We start from the raw sequence: 16418 nt of genomic DNA, 5'->3' as shown, positions 1-16418 counted from the left end.
TAATGGCCGCCTAGCCGGCCCAGCTCAGGAGCTGAAGGTCCCCCCTCTCATAATAAGGTCCTTTCTTGAGCATGCGAACGTTGTTGGCGATGGTCCTATATCCTTCGCTGGCCAGAACAGAGATCGATGCTGATGTAACAGAGGATGTGAAAAAAAGCTTCTTGGCCCCCATCCCCTTGGCAACGACCTCACTGCTCATGATCAACCTTGAGAACAGCGAGCTTCTTTCCTCATGATAAGGGTCCACCATAAGGGCCCTGAGCAGATGGCTTGTCAGCCCCTCGACCGTCCTCCCATGGACGATCGCGGCCCCCAATATCCGCTCACGATGGTCGCTGTCCTTTATCAGAAGGACCCGGCCGATCGACATCTCGGTCGCTATCCTGAACTCCTTTGACAGGTCCATCTCAGGGAAGACCGCATCGGACAGCTCCCTTAGCCCTTCCCTTTCGATCTCTGACAACGACGTTTTGACCTCGACGCCATGCGGAAAGATGTCCCTCTCGCCCAATTGCTTCTCATATACGAAGGTCGGCGAATGCAACCTATATCCAAGGGACGTGTAGAACCTGATGTTCCTGTCGCTGTCCCCCATGGTCTCGACGCCCATCGTCGTGCAACCGGACGACTCGAGGTAAAATGAAGCCCGCTCCATCAATGCCCTTCCTATCCCTTTGCCCTGATGTGAGGGCATCACCTCCAGAGGTCCCACCCAGCCCACCGACCCCCATGAATGCGCATATGCCGCGGCGACCACCTTTCCCTCGGACTCGGCCACGAAATTCCCTTCAGGTTCGAGGTCCAGGTATGCTTCGTACACCCTTCTGTCCCTGGCCGGATAATCGAGGGCGACACCGGTGTCCCTGTACAGCTGGTCCCCCCATACCGACCTGGCCAGCTCCCTCGCCATCTCTATATCGGTCGGCCTCATCGTCCTGATGGAAAAGGAGCTCACGGACGGCTCATCCCCTTCTGCTCCTGATGCTTATGAGGGCGGCGGTCGCCCCTGCGGCCACGCCGTTGTCTATATTGACCACGACAAGACCTGGGGAGCATGTCTGCAACATTCCCATCAGCGCAGCCTCGCCCCTTCCGCCATGTCCGTAGCCCACCGATGTGGGCACGCCTATGACAGGGACGTCCACCAGACCTGAGACCACCGTCGCGAGCGCCCCCTCCATTCCTGCCACCACGATGATGCAGTCCACACCTTCGTCGATCATCATTTTCAAAGGATCCAACAGCCTATGGAGGGCGGCCACCCCGACATCGTACGCCGTGATGACCCTGCAGCCCATCGCCTCCGCGACGGTCTTCGCCTCTTCTGCCACAGCAATATCAGAAGAGCCGGCCGTCATGATTCCTATCACCCCTCTCGGTCTTTGCACGGCCCGTTTGTTGATGATGACCGTCCTTGCCCTCTCATCATATCGTACATGCTCCTCACCAAGACGCCTGACGACCTCCTCGAAATGCTCCCTCCTCGCCCTGGATATGAGGATCACATCCCTATCGCCGATGGCCCTCATCACGATCTCGCCAACGACCTCTGGTGACTTCGTCTCGCCGAAGATGATCTCTGGTATCCCCCTGCGCATCTCCCTTGCATGGTCGAAGACGGTGTGCCCTCCTATTGACTCAAGGAAGTCCAGCCTCAGCAATCTCTCCGCTCTGTCGATGTCGATCTCGCCTCTTTGTAACCTTTCCAGGACGTCACGGGCGTTCATGCGGACGCCATTGGGGTCGGGGATATTTTTGAGTTGCTGAGCCTGTCATATGACAACAGGGCTACCGTTATCTATGCCGAGGTCGTTCATCCGATGCATATGGGATATGAAGATAAGCTCGTCGACCTACGCGCGCACATCAGAGAGATGGGCAAGGTCGCCGTCGCATTCTCAGGTGGTACCGACAGCAGCCTTCTCCTGAAGGTGGCATTCGATGAGCTGGGAAGCTCGGCCATAGGCTATCTCGCCAGGTCCCCATCTCTTTCAACCAGGGAGCTTGAGGCGGCGAGGTCCATCGCCTCGCAGATCGGTGCTAAGCTTGAAGAGCTCGAAACATCTGAATTGTCGATGGAAGAGTATGTCTCGAACGGCCCCATGAGATGCTATCACTGTAAAAAGATCATCCTTACCGAGATCATTTCCCACGCCAGGATGAGGGGCGTCCAGGTCGTGATAGACGGCAGCAATGTCGATGACATGCATATGACCAGGCGCGGGTCCTTGGCCTTGACCGAGCTAGGTGTCAGGAGCCCCTTGGCCGAAGCGGGGATGACAAAATCAGAGGTCCGTGCCGCGGCGAGATCGCTCGGTCTCACGAATTGGAACAGGCCAAGCTCGGCCTGCCTTGCATCCCGAATCCCCTATGGGACGAGGATCACGAGAGAACTGCTGGAGAGGGTCGAGCGCTCTGAAAATGTTCTCCACTCCCTAGGTCTGGACCAGGTGAGGGTGAGGGCACATGGCGATGTTGCAAGGATCGAGGTCCCTCTGGAGGACCTTGGAAAGATATTGACATTTAGAGAGGAGATATCTAAAGGCATGAAGGACCAGGGTTTTCGATACGTATGCCTTGACATCGATGGTTTTCGGTCAGGCAGCCTCGAGGTCGATTGAACGAAGGTCCGTGACTTAGACAGGGAGGCCCATACGTCATAGGACCTAGGAAAAAAATAAGACCTGTAAGATGCGTAAAAAATCAACCATGCGCATCTCCATCACCTTGCTCCAATACGATCATGGACTCATAAGACAGGTAGTCGATGTCCTGGGAGAGGCCTCTAAACAGAGGACCGTGAACAAGCATGTCGAGGAGATGGAGGAGATCGTTGGCTTCCTCGATAGGTTCATGGACGGTTTCCATCACATGAAAGAGGAAAGGTTCGTGTTCCCCGTGGCCGTGGAGAACGGATCCCTGAAAAAAGAGGATCTTGAAGAACTTGTCGCAGAGCATGAGGAGGCACGAACGATGATCGCATCCCTGAGAGAGGCCTTCTCGTCAAGAAATTATGACAAATTATGCCTGGAAGGCAGAAGGATGGCCGACCATATGCAGGCCCATGTCCGAAAGGAGGAAGATATAGTCTTCCCCAGGATAGAGGACCGCCTTAGCCCCGAACAGGACGGATACCTTAACTCAATGTTCGAGGATTTCATGACCGCCAATTTCCCTGCTGACCTGTATCCCAGGACGGAGAGCTTTGCGAACTGGGTCCAGGACAGGGTCCTAGGGCCCGGTTATTTCGAGTACCTGAGATGAGATGGCGCCGAGGGGGAGATTTGAACTCCCGAGGGAGGGTTCCCAGTAGTTTTCGAGACTACCACCATACCGGGCTTGGTTACCTCGGCCCGACGCACCGATTCGCATTCCCATATATTTATTTTGATATGCGGCCGGCCTGGACCTATCCTCTGATAGGAAAGATCCAGGGAAAGAGGATATACTCAGCATGCCAATCTGGTCGCCCATGGCACAGAAAGGTATCCCAATCGGTGTCGCGGTGGTCGGGGTCCTGGCATTCCTTGCAGGTCTTGTCTGGCTTTTCGCAGGAGCGATATTGTTCATCGATGGCATCGACGATACAGATGCAATGGTCGCTGCCGCGGTCTCCACGGTCCTGGGCCTGGCGTTCCTGCTATTCGGGCTAGGTTGCCTCAAGGGATGGGGGTGGGTATGGACGTTCGGCGTGGTCATCCTGATAATCAGCATGGCATTCTCGGTCTACAGCTGGTACCTGGATGATTTCTCGGACGCGGAGATGTTGTCGACGCTGGTATCGATCGGCATCGCGCTCGTAATACTGCTGTACCTGAACAGCTTCAAGGTCAAGAACTGGTTCGGGAAGCTTTGACGAATGTGGCTGGACCAAACCCTTTGAATATTTTCTATGAAAAAGATTTCGACCGTGCAAAGTATTAATCCGATGGTATCGCTCAAGGTGGTCTGAGGCTTGAGAATTGAAAGTGAGCGTCAATTTCAACAGGACGGTCACGACGTACGAGCTGGCCGATGGTTCGACAGTGGAGGACCTCTTGAGGAAGATGGGACTTTATCCAGATGCCCACATCGTCCTGAGGGGCAAGGTGCCGGTCCCTATAACGGAGAGATTGGTCGACTCAGAGGAACTGAGGGTCATCAAGGTCGCATCTGGTGGTTGAAGGCCTTATCCTTTTGCGATCAAGTTCTCTATCTTACCGATGTCCAATGAACGGGCCATCTCATCAGCGAGCAGGTCAAGGGACCTTGACCAGGAATCCCGGACATCCCCCTCAGAGGACATGGGACCGCTCTTCCCGAGCTCCATGCTGTCCTCGGCGGGAACGTTGAGCCTCAGGTAGGGCATGATGCCGAGGCAAGGACAGGAAAGCCTTCGTTCCAGCTCATCGACGCCTTTCTTGAGGATCGACGCGTCTCCCCTGAACCTGTTGATGATAAATCCTTTCACCATTCGCTTCTCATCCTCAGAGAGCAGGCTGTAGGTGCCGAAAAGGCCGGCGAACACGCCGCCCTTGTCGATGTCGCCGACCAATATCACCGGAGCAGAGGTGATCCTGGCCGTGGTCATGTTCGCGATGTCCCTCCCCCTTAGGTTGACCTCTGCCGGCGATCCCGAGCCCTCGATCACGATCACATCGTACCTTGAAATGAGGCGGGAATAGGCCTCCTTGACGGCCTTTATAAGCTCGTCCGTCTCGACCTTCTCACCGTCGGGGCCTATCTCTTTATATGGTCTCCCATTGACGATGACCTGCATGCCCGACCTGCCCTTTGGCTTCAACAGGACCGGGTTCATGTCCACATGCGGCTCGGTCCCGCATGCCCATGCCTGATGTGCCTGGGATATACCTATCTCACCTCCATCGACGGTCACGAAGGAGTTCAGAGAAAGGTTCTGTGCCTTGAAGGGCGCCACAGATACGCCTTTACGGGCCAGCAATCTGCAGAGACCGGCGGTGAGAGTGCTCTTGCCAGCGCTTGAAGATGTCGCCTGGAACATGATGTTGCCCTTCACCTTGTCACCCCCATCTCCTTGTGAAGAAGGTCAAGGTCCACATTTTCTTCCAGCGTCCGCGCTAGGAGGTCCAGGCTCCTCTCGACCGTTGCTTCATGGTCCTCTTCCAGCATATCGGTCTTCTCTCCCTTCTTTGCCAGGGAAAGAAACCGCTCCCTGAAGGCGGGAAGGTCGAAAAGGCCATGCAGGTAGGTGCCCATGACCATCCCGTCATATGCGACGCAACCTTCAGGGACGCCTCCATCAGGTGAATCGAGCTCGAACAATGCCTGACAATCGCCGCGCTCCGATATCCCCATGTGTATCTCATATCCCCTGACCCGACCGACCTTTTCCGGAAGAAGTGAGCCTGTCACCTGCACGGTCCTCTTATCCCGGCGGTCGAACACGGTCCTGAGAGGCAGCAGCCCTAGGCCTTTATATGTTCCAGGTCTCCCTCCCTCGATGCCATAGGGATCGTCGATAACCGTCCCCATCATCTGGTAACCCCCACAGACCCCGAGCAAAGGTTTCCGTCCGACCTGCTCCAGCAGGGCATCCCCTATGCCGCTTTCCATCAACCATTCAAGGTCGGCGACCGTGTTCTTGGTTCCGGGTATGATGAGGGCATCGACCTCCTCTACCTCAGAGGGTGAGGTGATGTAGATCAATCTGGCCCCTGACAAGCCAAGGGAATCGAAATCTGTGAAGTTGGATATCCTAGGGAGGCGGATGATCCCGACCTTGATATCGCCATTCGTCCTTCTCATCCCTATGAACATCGAATCCTCGTCCGGAAGGTCGAGGTCGATGTGAGGCACCACGCCCAGGACCGGAACCCCTGTCTCTCTCTCCAAAAGTTCTTCTCCAGAGCGCAGGGACGCCTTGCTTCCATGGAGGTTCGTGATGATGATGCCCTTGAACATCCGCCGTTCATGCTCTGGAAGCAGCATCAGGGTTCCATATGCGTACGCGAAGGCCCCGCCCCACTCTATGTTAACGATCAGGATACATGTCGCTCCCGCGACCTCGGCCGTGCGCATGTTCGTGATGTCCTTGTCCGACATGTTGATCTCGGCGGGACTGCCAGCACCTTCGATGACGATGATGTCCGAGATCCTCGAAAGGATGTCCAGGTTCCTTTTGATGATGTTCATGCCCTCGGTCAAGGCAAATCCATCATAATATTGCGCAACGTTCATGTCCCTAAGAGGTCTCCCCTCGACGATGACCTGAGAGATATCATCCTTGACCGGTTTCAGGAGTATCGGGTTCATCCTCGCGCGCGGCTCTGTCCTTGCGGCCCTCGCCTGGAGGTCCTGCGCCCGGGCGATCTCTTCCCCTCTCTTGGTCACGGTCGAGTTCAGGGACATGTTCTGCCCTTTGAACGGCGAGACCGAGTAGCCCAGGTCCGAGAAATGTCGGCAGAGCGCCGTCGCCATCAAGGATTTTCCTGCCCCCGACGTCGCGCCCATCACCATCACGCACTTGGCCTTCTTGAAATGGAGCTCCTCGAGCTCCTTTTTGAGATCCATCAATTCATCATGGGATAGGTCATGACCGTTCCTGGCGTCAATCATTCTGAACAGATCCTTGACCACCTCCCCCCTATGCACGAAAAAACAGTCCTCGCAGCTCCAAACCACACCGCCTTTCTTTGAGCTGACGAACTTCCCAAGGGTCTCATCGTTGCATGGGTAGAAGGGGCAATAGCACAATGAACAGTTCTGCCCGTCGTAATGGCAGGGATAATATTCGCAGGACCTGTTCTCACCTATGTCGCCCTTCCTAAGTTGCTCGCGGACCTTCTCCATGCGATCGTACAATGAACGACCTCTCATTATGTTGGATGAATAATCCAAATGCTCGAACAAATAAATATTGATATGGTTTGGAACTTCTGGGGTGAGGGGTCGCAGGTCCGATTTTTCACAGAACGAAGGTTCGTACCATCTAGTTCAGATCCCCTCCGTCGGTCGTATCGACCGAAACATTAATAACTAGGATTATCACCATTAGGGTCCGGAAAAGCGGCTAAGCTTTCCGATATCACACATTCACTATCATCCATCACGAATCTCAGCTAAGGACTTGAGATGCACCGTAGAAAGGATTTCCGCCAGAGGGAACTGAACATAACTCTTGCGGGATGCAGGACTGTTGTGCGTAATTGGACTTAGGACGTTTTTCCATATGCGAAATGAGGTGTATACATGAACATAGACCCAAGCACCACGAAGTACCTTATTAAGGCCAGGCTCAACGCAGACGGTATCGTGGAGAAGCCTGATGTCGTCGGTGCTATCTTCGGACAGACCGAAGGACTTCTGGGTGACGAGCTCGACCTCAGGGACCTGCAGAAGAGCGGCAGGATAGGGAGGATCGAGGTCGACGTCCACTCGAAGCAAGGCAAGTCCGAAGGAGAGATATTGATACCTTCAAGTCTCGACCAGGTCGAGACCGTCATACTCGCGTCCGCACTTGAGACGATAGACCGCGTAGGGCCTTGCAAGGCAAAGATCGCGATCGAGTCGATAGAGGACGTGAGGGTGACGAAACGTGCTAAGATAATCGACCGCGCGAAGGAGCTCTTGACCGAGCTCATCAAGGTCTCGAAGACCACGGGGGTGGACCTTACCGAGAGCGTCAGGCAATCAGTTCAGGTGGAGGAGATCATCTATTATGGCAAGGACCGCCTTCCGGCAGGACCGAATGTCGTGGACTCTGATGCGATCATAGTGGTCGAGGGAAGGAGCGATGTCCTCAACCTTTTGAAGTCTGGGATAAAGAACGCTATTGCGGTCGAAGGTACAAACATCCCCAAGACCATCAGCGACCTTTCGAAGGAGCGTGTCGTCACAGCCTTCGTCGATGGTGACAGGGGCGGGGAGCTGATACTGCGCGAGCTGTTCCAGGTGGCAGAGGTGGACTTCGTCGCAAGGGCGCCAAGGGCCCATGAGGTCGAAGAGCTGACCCAGAAGCAGATAATGAAGTGCCTCAGGAACAAGATCCCTGGTGAACAGTTCATCGAGATGTTCGGCATCGAGACGGACGGTCAGAACGGAAAGTCTGAGCGCAGCGAGAAGGCCGACCGGCTGGAGCGCTTTGAGCGCCAGGAGAAGGCCGAGAGGGCCGCTGCCGAGCTGGAAGAGAAGGCACAGGAAAGACCGGAGCGGGCCGAGCGCCAGCCCAAAGAGCAGCGCGAGGAGAGGGCCGAGCGCATGGAGCAGCGGCCAGAGCGCAAGGAGAGACAGGAACGCCAGGACCGTGCTGAGCGCCAGCCCAGGGAAGAGCGTGCGGAGAAGCAGGACCGTGCTGAGCGTGCAATAGAGACGCCCGAGCCGCGCCGCCCATCGAAGAAATTGTCTGAGAACCAGGAGAAGTTCAAGAACATGATCAATGAGCTCCTCACCACATCTAAGGCGAAGATCATCGATGATGCTGGCGAGGTCAAAGAGGTGGCGGTGAAAGAGCTCGTAAACACCCTTAAGGCCGAGACCGCCAAGATCTCCTCCGTCGTGTTCGACGGCATCATCACCCAGAGGATACTAGATATCGCTGCGGAGAAGGAGATCGCCACCATCGTCGGTACCAAGATGGGCAACATCACCAAGCAGCCGACGGGCATCGAGGTCTGGACAAAGGACGACCTGAACTGACCATGACAGGTAAGGTGAACATACAACGGGAGGTCGACCTCCGGTCGATAGAGTCCACGGCGGACATTGAGATACCGAAGGACCCGTTGGCCAGGGTCATAGGCCAGGACGAGGCCGTGGCCCTTGCCCGCATCGCCGCACGTCAACGGAGGAACCTTCTGTTGGTCGGTCCGCCGGGCACAGGGAAGTCGATGATAGCCCAGGCCCTTGCGCTCCACCTTCCAAAGCCCAAAGAGGAGATCAGGGTCGTTCACAATCCTGAGAACCCGGAAAGGCCTTCGATAGAGATAAAGAAGGCCAGCGAGGTCGAACAGGAGAGGGAGTCGAAGGAGTCGGCCGAGGGGGAGCTGATCGAACCTCAGGCGGCCCCCCAGAATGTCGCCGAGAAGCTGGGATACCGATGCCGCAATTGCGGTACCTATTCCAGCCCGAGGGAGAGGATCTGCCCGAAGTGCGAGCGCAACAAGGCGACCGAAGGTCAATCCAACCCGTTCGGTGACATCATGTCCGGCCTTATGGAGTCCATGGGATCGGCCCCCGTGTTCCAGGGGATGGTCGGGAAGACCAAGGTCACCACCACCAGGACCATCTTTGGCAAGGAAGAGGTCGTGGTCTTCGAGAGGGCCGGGGATAAGATAAGGATGCTCGACCAAAAGGCCCTTGAGAAAAGAAGGGAGCTGGAGAGATTATCACCCAGGAAGGTCCTGGTCCCCTTGAACAGGAACCCTTTCGTGCTTGCCACTGGGGCCTCTGAGGCCGAGCTCTTAGGGGACGTGAGGCACGACCCCTATGGTGGTCACTCGAACCTAGGGACGCCACCGTTCGAGAGGGTCGTCGCCGGGGCCGTCCATGAGGCACATGAAGGTGTGCTTTTCATCGATGAACTCCCTCACCTCGGGAACCTCCAAAGGTTCATATTGACGGCCATGCAGGAAAAGGCGTTCCCTATCACCGGTCATAACCCTCAGAGCTCCGGAGCGAGCGTGAAGGTCGACGCTGTCCCATGTGATTTCATTTTCGTAGGGGCCTGCAACATCCAGGACCTTGAACATGTGCTTTCACCTTTACGATCAAGGATCAATGGGAACGGCTATGAGGTGCTCGTCAACGTCGCCATGAAGGACAATGACCTGAACAGGGCGAAGCTGGCACAGTTCCTTGCGCAGGAGATCGTCATGGACGGTCGCATCCCGCATGCCTCTCGAGGTGCCATCGAGGCGGTCATCAGGGAGGCCCGTAAGAGGGCCAAGAGGACCGATGGCATCGAGGGTGCGCTCTCTTTGAGGTTGAGAGAGCTGGGCGGGTTGATCCGAGCGGCTGGGGATATTGCAGCCCTCGAGGGCAAAGGATTGATCGACGAGGGAGATGTGGAGAAGGCCGTGAAACGCAGCATGACGGCGGAGGAGCAGATCAAGGAGCGTTATGGATCCTATGTCAAGGGCCTCTCCACCGATATATCCCAAGCACAAAAAGAGCGGTCGCAATACTATTTTGCCAATGAGAGCGCGGACCGTGACGATATGTTCCATTGATCAAAGATACAGCTGCATCGCGATGCCATCCTCTCCATCGGAGTAATAACCTTTTATCACACCGACCGTCGTGAACCCCAGCTTTTCATAGAACTTCTTGGCTGAAAGGTTGCTCTGCCTGACCTCCAAGGATATGACCCTTATGCCCTTCTTGACGCATTCCTGAACGAACTGCGTGCATAGGAAAGAGCCAAGGCCCTTCCCCCTTACCTCGCTCCTCACGGCCAGCATGAGGACCCTGGCCTCGACATTTGATACCAATATCCCGAATATGAAACCGACTATCTGTCCAAACTCCTCGAGCACGATGAACCCCTCTTTCCAAAAGGGCGAGAGGTCGAGGAATATGCTAGGATTATAATTCTCCCTGAGCGACCTGCATGCGATGTCATAGACCTCGGCGAGGTCCTTGCTCTGGAAATATCTGACCTGCACGGCCAGCAATCACTCTATCTCTTCTTAATCCTTTTCTGGAAGCTTCGATATGCCAGCATTGAGAAGATACATATGGTGGGGGCCGACAGGACGACCTTGGACAAAGGTACAGAACCCGACCTCTTCACGACCAATGTAAAATTTACGAAGGCCGCATTTCCTTGACCGTCGACGGCCCTGACCTGTACCCTGTGCTCTCCAGGGCCAAGACTTATCGACAGTATCGGCCCTTTGATCTCGTAATCACCATCACCATCAACGTCCCAACTGATGTTGACCCTACCTGAGTTGTCGTGGGAAGAGCTGGCATCTATCATTATCGGTCTCCCTTCCTTCCATTCGGCCCCTTGCCCTGAGAGGACGATCACGGGCGCTTCTGGATCATCCTGCCAATCTTCTAGGAAGAAATTTGCGAACATGGATGACAGCTCAGCTGACGTGATGATCGCCCCGACCTCGAAGTTCTCCTCGAAAGCGTACGGTACGAGATTAATGCTCGATACGACCACCGCATCATCTACTATGATCCCCTTGTTATGTACGGATGTAAAATTGTGATAAGGGCTTATGATCTTGCATTCTACTGGGAGTCCGGCCATTGTCCTTGATATCTCTGAGACCGAATTTGTACGGTCATCGGTCTGGTCCATCGGTCCCAACAGGATCTTGACCTCGACCCCTCTCTTGGCAGAGGACCTTACGGCCTCCAAAAGGCCAGACCTCTCGAACCATTCGAGGTCCAGGCTCATGGCCTCGATGAATATCATCCTTTGAGCATCATCGAGCAGGCCGGTGATCGGGCCGAGGGCTGATCTGGGAGATGTGATGACCGTAATGTTCGCATGGTATGCTGGCATTGATTTAGGTAAGGGTGCTCTCGGTCTTAACTGAGAAATAGGACGTGCATCTAGGCCTTGTTCGTTCCTGACATCGCCAAATCGGTCATCAGATAGGTCCTCGAATATGTCTGTCATATAGGATGCCAGAGCTGTCGAGTCGATGATCGCCCCCCACCCTCGGTTGTTATTCAGCCCATATCCCCAATTCTCAGAAGATATCGAAACGTAGCGGGAATCGAACACCGCGAATTTTGAATGGATGTACTCATAGCGTCTGTACGAGTCGTTGGACCTGACGGTCAATACCCCCACGCCCACAGCAACCATCTCCGCAATGGCCCGCTTCTCATAAGTGCTCATCCCACCGACCGGTTGGCCTTCAAGGAGTATGCGCACCTTCGCCCCTCTTTCCGCTGACGATGTGAGCGCGGCGGTGATCTCCATGCTTTCAAGGGTATAGATGCAGACATCGATGGAGCTGGAGGAATGAATGAGATCGATGATCTTTTCGCTCCCATCATCAGGATGCACGACGGGGGTCACGAGCCCGTCACATTCGAAGGGGTTGTACATACTTCTACCTACGACGCTTGATATCCAGGCATCATTGCTTCTCATGCCGGTGCTTGTAGCGATGCGCTGTGCCATGTGCGCCTTATCGATGAAATGGAATGGAGGACCCTCCCATCCAAAGGGTGCATTGGCCTCACCATAACAGAACGCATCGATAGGCCGATCACCAAGCAACAGAAGTACTTGGTCCCCTTGGTCCGCCAGGGCGAAGGTCCCTTTCCTTAGGACGGCCGGGTCCTCATATAGGAAGACCTGGTCTCTCGAGGCGATAGATGGCAGATCTGTGGGGCTTCTGATCATGGTCAGGATGCCCCCAGGCGGGAGGGCCACCTTTGGCAGGGTCAATGTGCCTTCCCCATCCGAGACCGAATATTCACCGGCATCAAGCGCGCTGTCGCCTACGTTCATGAAGGAAATGAACTCAAGAGGTTTGGCCGGCGATACCTCATATAACATCAGACCGGGTTCCAAAAGGCCGGTATCTTCGGCCGAGACCAGGTTGGAAGAGGGGCGGTCGTTCAGGTTCGGGGCCGTGAGCACTATAAGGACCAGGAGAACGACCGACGCCCTCATCAAGTATCGTAGAAGTTCAAGGACGATAATAACCTGACATATTGCAATAAATCTACGATCTAGGTCATTTGGGGAACATCAGATCTTGCTGACGAGGTCACGAAGCGTGGCCCTGATGTCCTTGGACTTGACCACACCGGAGGCGAGCAAAACACCTTTGGTCCCGAGCTCAACGGCCTTACGGACGTCCGCTCCGGTCTTGATCCCGGCACCGCAGAGCACGGGAATGTCCTGGGACACCCGCCTTACCGCCGCAATGCCTTTCTCTATGACCTCTGGCCGTGCCTCGGTCACCGAGATGTTGCCTCCTATGAGCTCCGGAGGCTCGATGGCGATGAGATCTGGGTCGTATGTCGCGATGACCATCGCGGACTCTGGACCATCTGCACAGGCTATGGTAGTGAGGCCCGCCTCCTTACATTCCTTTATAGTGCCCATCAGGTCATACATCATCAGCCTGTGCTCGGAGTGGTTCAGCAATGTGCCCTTAGCTCCCGCTGCCTTGACACCATATGGCGTGACCCATCCTGTATTTGCCCCCCGGCCCTTTTGGTCCACATGCTGACAGAAGACCGGGATCTTGACCTCGGAGGCGACCTTAGACAGCTCTACAGTAGGGGGGCAGATGATGATGTGAGCGCCCGTTTCATCTGACACCTCCTGACAGGCCCTTGCAACTTCCATGGCCTTCGGTCCTTCGACCTCGGCATAGGTCTTGAAGTTCACGACTATCATCGGGTACATCTTAGTCAATGTTCTCCATCCTGTCCTTTAATTTGGATAGGACCGCCGGCCTCGTGGTGTACTCCATCTCCTCGGGACCGAGTATGCCTGGCATGAACGGTCCGTGCTGGCGCATGTAGATGCTCGCCTTTATGGCCTTCCTGCGGGCCTCATCCCACTCCGCACCGGCAAAGAAGTCAACAGGTCTGTGCACACCGGGCGGGGAACCTGGGTCCTCACATCCTTGGAACTTCCCATGGCTTATCATGAAGCCAAGGCTGCAGATGCGCGGAGGCCCGTCGAAATAGGTCGGGTCTGAATGGTCAACGGCGCAAGGATACCATGCCCCATAATGCGACCCCCGCATCCAACCGGCCACGAGCTGTGGGAACATGAAGGGTTGAAGGACCTCTCCCACGGCGGGGAGCCCGCTCTGGCATCTCACGATGGCGACGGGGTCGTCCTTCCCGACATACTTTCCTGTGCAAAGGTTCAGTTTCTCGGTGCTCACGACCGCCCCGATGCCGATGTCCTCATGCTTGGACCATATCCTCTTTATCGCATACCTGGTGGTATCGCCGAGGAGGCTGAGGATATCATATGACTCCTCCGGGGCGGACATGACGATCTTTTTCGAGTCCAGCACGTCCACTATCTCGAACTTGAACCCGACATGGGCCCTCGGGTCTATCACGAGGCCGGTCGTGGTGAAGGGGTCCATGAAAATACGCGACAATGGCATTGAATAAGCGGAGGGCTCCGTCTTGTCGGCCATGAAGAAGATGATAGGCTCTGCGCCACGCTCCTTGAACTCCATCTCAGCGGCGCCCGGTCCCATTCCCCTGACATTTCCGCTGAAGGCATCTTTCAGAATGTCCTGCCCGGCAGCGTACATCTTCATCTCCTTGGCGACCTTTGCAGCGGCCTGGAATGCCTCCCAGGCGAGGCAGTGTACATCCTTGTTGTTCTCCCCCCGGTTGTGCGTCATGAACAGGTTGATGTCGTCGCCGACCCTGGTGACGTAGAAATCGTTGATCGTGTTCGCGCGCAGGCCTTCCTTCAGGACCTCCTCAGCGCGGACCATCATCTTCGGGTGCGGCCTTGAATGCCCACAGACCGACCCCACATCAGCTTTGATGACCGAAACAGTGACCCTGTCGCTCATAACAATTCCGTGCCTAAGTTGAAACTGAATGGGCTTTCCCTATATAATCCTTGATGCTCATGGATATGTGTCTGGATTGTCAACTATCAAATATATTGGTCCATTGAGGCCCGGTCCTTGTGAGAATTTAAGGACCGATGATATGCATCCCGATCAATGCTTCGATCGCTTGTGCCCACGATCCTTTTATGGTCGATGGTATTACTCGATCTTTATCGCAGAGACTGGGCACGCATCCGCCGCCTTCTCAGCACATCCCTTCATCGAATCAGGGACCTCGCCCACGGCCGGCGAGCCCTTGCGGAATTTTTCCTGCAATGATGAGGTGCCTCCCTCCCCCTCCTTAAACACGTCGGGGCATTCATCGTTGTAGCACAATCCACAACCTGTGCACTCGTTCTCATCAATGGTTATTTTTGCCATGCAGTTGGAATGAGCAGTGACCGAACATAATAGTTTCGGATAATGAATTCGACAGAACGAACAGCGACCGTCTGAGCTCTGAACGAAGCGACCAAATTATATACGGTCATCGGCCTTTAGGGGCCAGGTCGAGCTGATGAACGACATTCCATTCAGGAGCTCTAAGAGCATCACTAGCGAGGATTTTGACAAAGAGGTCGTCGTCAAAGGTTGGGTACAGGAGGTGAGGAACCTCGGGGGGATATCTTTCCTCATCCTACGGGACAGGTTCGGTACCATCCAGGTGACTGCACCGAAAAAGAAGACAGCACCTGACCTCATGTCTTTATTATCGGGCGTCGCGAGGGAATCGGTCGTATCGATAAGGGGAGTTGTGAAACAGAGCGCCCAGGCCAAGGCCGGCTTTGAGATCATCCCCCTCTCCATGGATATCTTAAGCGCCGCCATGTCCCCATTACCCATGGGGGTAGTCGACAAGGTGAGCGTTGAGATGGACACGAGGTTCAACAACAGGTTCATGGACCTCAGGAAGCCGGAGAACAGGGCGATATTCGAGATCAAGTCCCTGACACTTAGGCTCCTCGATGAGTACATGCTGTCCCACGGCTTCGTCGAGATGTTCACCCCGAAGATCGTAGCTTCAGGTGCGGAGGGCGGGGCCTCCCTTTTCGAGGTCAAGTACTTTGATAAAAAGGCCTATCTTGCGCAGTCACCTCAGCTGTACAAACAGATGATGATGGCCACTGGCCTGGACCGTGTCTATGAGATCGGCCCTGCCTTCAGGGCGGAACTTTCTGATACGGTGAGGCATGTCTCCGAGTTCATCTCGTTCGATGCGGAACTTGCATTCATCGAATCGCAGAGGGATGTCATGGACGTCCTGGAAGGGGTCACACACCATATCTTCAAGGGAGTCGCTGAGAAAGGAAAAGAGCACCTCGAGAAGATAGGTGCGACAGTGGTGGCCCCAAGGTTACCATATCCTGTCATCACATACTCGGAGGCTTTGGACATCGTCAATTCTACCGGCATGGGCCTGAGATATGGTGATGACCTTGGGACCGAGGGGGAGAAGATCCTAGGGGACATCATGGCCGAGAAGGGCAACGATATGTACTGGATCGTGGAGTATCCTGAAGAATCAAAGCCGTTCTATATAATGGAGAAGGAAGGTACCCAGAGCTCATTCTCGTTCGACCTTGATTATAAAGGGCAGGAGATGGCCTCGGGAGGCCAGAGGGAGCATAGGTATGACAAGCTCGTCGCGAGGATGGAAAAGAAGGGCCTGGTACCAAAGGATTTTGAGTTCTATCTCAGTTCCTTTGCCTATGGCATGCCTCCCCATGGGGGCTTTGGTCTGGGGATCGAAAGGTTGATAGTCAAGATGCTCGGGCTACCGAACATAAGGGAGGCCATCCTGTTCCCACGGGACAGGAACAGGTTGGTCCCTTAGGCCCTGGTGCATACCAAGAAAATTAATATGGTGAAGCATATTAATGT

Annotated in this window: 16 protein-coding genes and 1 tRNA gene; 7 read left to right on the top strand and 10 right to left on the bottom strand. The window is 55.1% G+C overall.

Annotated features, from left to right (window positions below; genetic code table 11):
- Window positions 1-10 precede the first annotated feature (10 nt).
- Entirely contained in the window at window positions 11-955 is a 945-nt protein-coding gene (locus HPY73_09160; protein QLH75572.1) for a GNAT family N-acetyltransferase, read from the bottom strand.
- Window positions 956-962: 7 nt separating this feature from the next.
- Window positions 963-1727: a nickel pincer cofactor biosynthesis protein LarB gene (gene larB, locus HPY73_09155; GenBank protein QLH75571.1), complete on the bottom strand. Its 765-nt coding sequence runs from the start codon at window positions 1725-1727 to the stop codon at window positions 963-965.
- A gap of 99 nt (window positions 1728-1826) precedes the next feature.
- Here larB and larE point away from each other — a divergent pair, with 99 nt between their 5' ends.
- Together larE and HPY73_09145 are read left to right on the top strand one after the other, a co-directional pair.
- On the top strand, window positions 1827-2621 hold the full coding sequence (larE, locus tag HPY73_09150; GenBank protein ID QLH75570.1) for an ATP-dependent sacrificial sulfur transferase LarE: 795 nt from the start codon (window positions 1827-1829) through the stop codon (window positions 2619-2621).
- 88 nt (window positions 2622-2709) lie between these two features.
- Window positions 2710-3264 (top strand): hemerythrin domain-containing protein, encoded by a 555-nt coding sequence (locus HPY73_09145; protein QLH75569.1) that lies wholly within the window; start codon window positions 2710-2712, stop codon window positions 3262-3264.
- A gap of 2 nt (window positions 3265-3266) precedes the next feature.
- On the opposite strand, the gene HPY73_09140 is transcribed toward HPY73_09145, so the two are convergent.
- A tRNA-Ser gene (locus HPY73_09140) sits at window positions 3267-3353 on the bottom strand.
- A gap of 119 nt (window positions 3354-3472) precedes the next feature.
- Between HPY73_09140 and HPY73_09135 the strand changes: the two genes are divergently transcribed.
- Both HPY73_09135 and HPY73_09130 read left to right on the top strand, forming a co-directional pair.
- Window positions 3473-3856: a hypothetical protein gene (locus HPY73_09135; GenBank protein QLH75568.1), complete on the top strand. Its 384-nt coding sequence runs from the start codon at window positions 3473-3475 to the stop codon at window positions 3854-3856.
- Between the two features lie 112 nt (window positions 3857-3968).
- Window positions 3969-4163, top strand: a complete 195-nt coding sequence (locus HPY73_09130) for a hypothetical protein (protein ID QLH75763.1) — start codon at window positions 3969-3971, stop codon at window positions 4161-4163.
- Window positions 4164-4168: 5 nt separating this feature from the next.
- Here the strand turns inward: HPY73_09130 and HPY73_09125 are convergent, their stop codons facing one another.
- Together HPY73_09125 and HPY73_09120 are read right to left on the bottom strand one after the other, a co-directional pair.
- On the bottom strand, window positions 4169-5002 hold the full coding sequence (locus HPY73_09125) for a cobyric acid synthase (GenBank protein QLH75762.1): 834 nt from the start codon (window positions 5000-5002) through the stop codon (window positions 4169-4171).
- An 11-nt stretch (window positions 5003-5013) separates the two neighbouring features.
- On the bottom strand, window positions 5014-6822 hold the full coding sequence (locus tag HPY73_09120) for a cobyric acid synthase (protein ID QLH75567.1): 1809 nt from the start codon (window positions 6820-6822) through the stop codon (window positions 5014-5016).
- Between the two features lie 387 nt (window positions 6823-7209).
- Here HPY73_09120 and HPY73_09115 point away from each other — a divergent pair, with 387 nt between their 5' ends.
- Window positions 7210-8655, top strand: coding sequence for a DNA primase (locus tag HPY73_09115; protein ID QLH75566.1), 1446 nt, complete (start codon window positions 7210-7212; stop codon window positions 8653-8655).
- Between the two features lie 2 nt (window positions 8656-8657).
- A complete protein-coding gene (locus HPY73_09110) occupies window positions 8658-10187 on the top strand; it encodes an ATP-binding protein (GenBank protein ID QLH75565.1) in 1530 nt (509 codons plus the stop codon).
- Here the strand turns inward: HPY73_09110 and rimI are convergent, their stop codons facing one another.
- From rimI to HPY73_09085, 5 genes are all read right to left on the bottom strand, one after another.
- Window positions 10188-10631 (bottom strand): ribosomal protein S18-alanine N-acetyltransferase, encoded by a 444-nt coding sequence (rimI, locus tag HPY73_09105; GenBank protein QLH75564.1) that lies wholly within the window; start codon window positions 10629-10631, stop codon window positions 10188-10190.
- A gap of 5 nt (window positions 10632-10636) precedes the next feature.
- Window positions 10637-12607 (bottom strand): hypothetical protein, encoded by a 1971-nt coding sequence (locus tag HPY73_09100; protein ID QLH75563.1) that lies wholly within the window; start codon window positions 12605-12607, stop codon window positions 10637-10639.
- 78 nt (window positions 12608-12685) lie between these two features.
- The gene (gene tpiA, locus HPY73_09095; protein ID QLH75562.1) at window positions 12686-13360 is read right to left on the bottom strand and encodes a triose-phosphate isomerase; all 675 of its coding nucleotides are present in this window, start codon (window positions 13358-13360) and stop codon (window positions 12686-12688) included.
- Entirely contained in the window at window positions 13353-14495 is a 1143-nt protein-coding gene (locus HPY73_09090; protein ID QLH75561.1) for a fructose 1,6-bisphosphatase, read from the bottom strand. The genes tpiA and HPY73_09090 overlap by 8 nt, the downstream gene beginning before the upstream one ends.
- Window positions 14496-14696: 201 nt before the next feature.
- Entirely contained in the window at window positions 14697-14918 is a 222-nt protein-coding gene (locus HPY73_09085; GenBank protein QLH75560.1) for a ferredoxin, read from the bottom strand.
- A 136-nt stretch (window positions 14919-15054) separates the two neighbouring features.
- Here HPY73_09085 and aspS point away from each other — a divergent pair, with 136 nt between their 5' ends.
- Window positions 15055-16371, top strand: a complete 1317-nt coding sequence (gene aspS / locus HPY73_09080; GenBank protein ID QLH75559.1) for an aspartate--tRNA(Asn) ligase — start codon at window positions 15055-15057, stop codon at window positions 16369-16371.
- Window positions 16372-16418: the final 47 nt, after the last annotated feature.

This window comes from Methanomassiliicoccales archaeon (genome assembly GCA_013415865.1).
GTDB lineage: Archaea > Thermoplasmatota > Thermoplasmata > Methanomassiliicoccales > UBA472 > MVRC01.
This window is presented reverse-complemented; position numbering and strand designations above follow the sequence as displayed.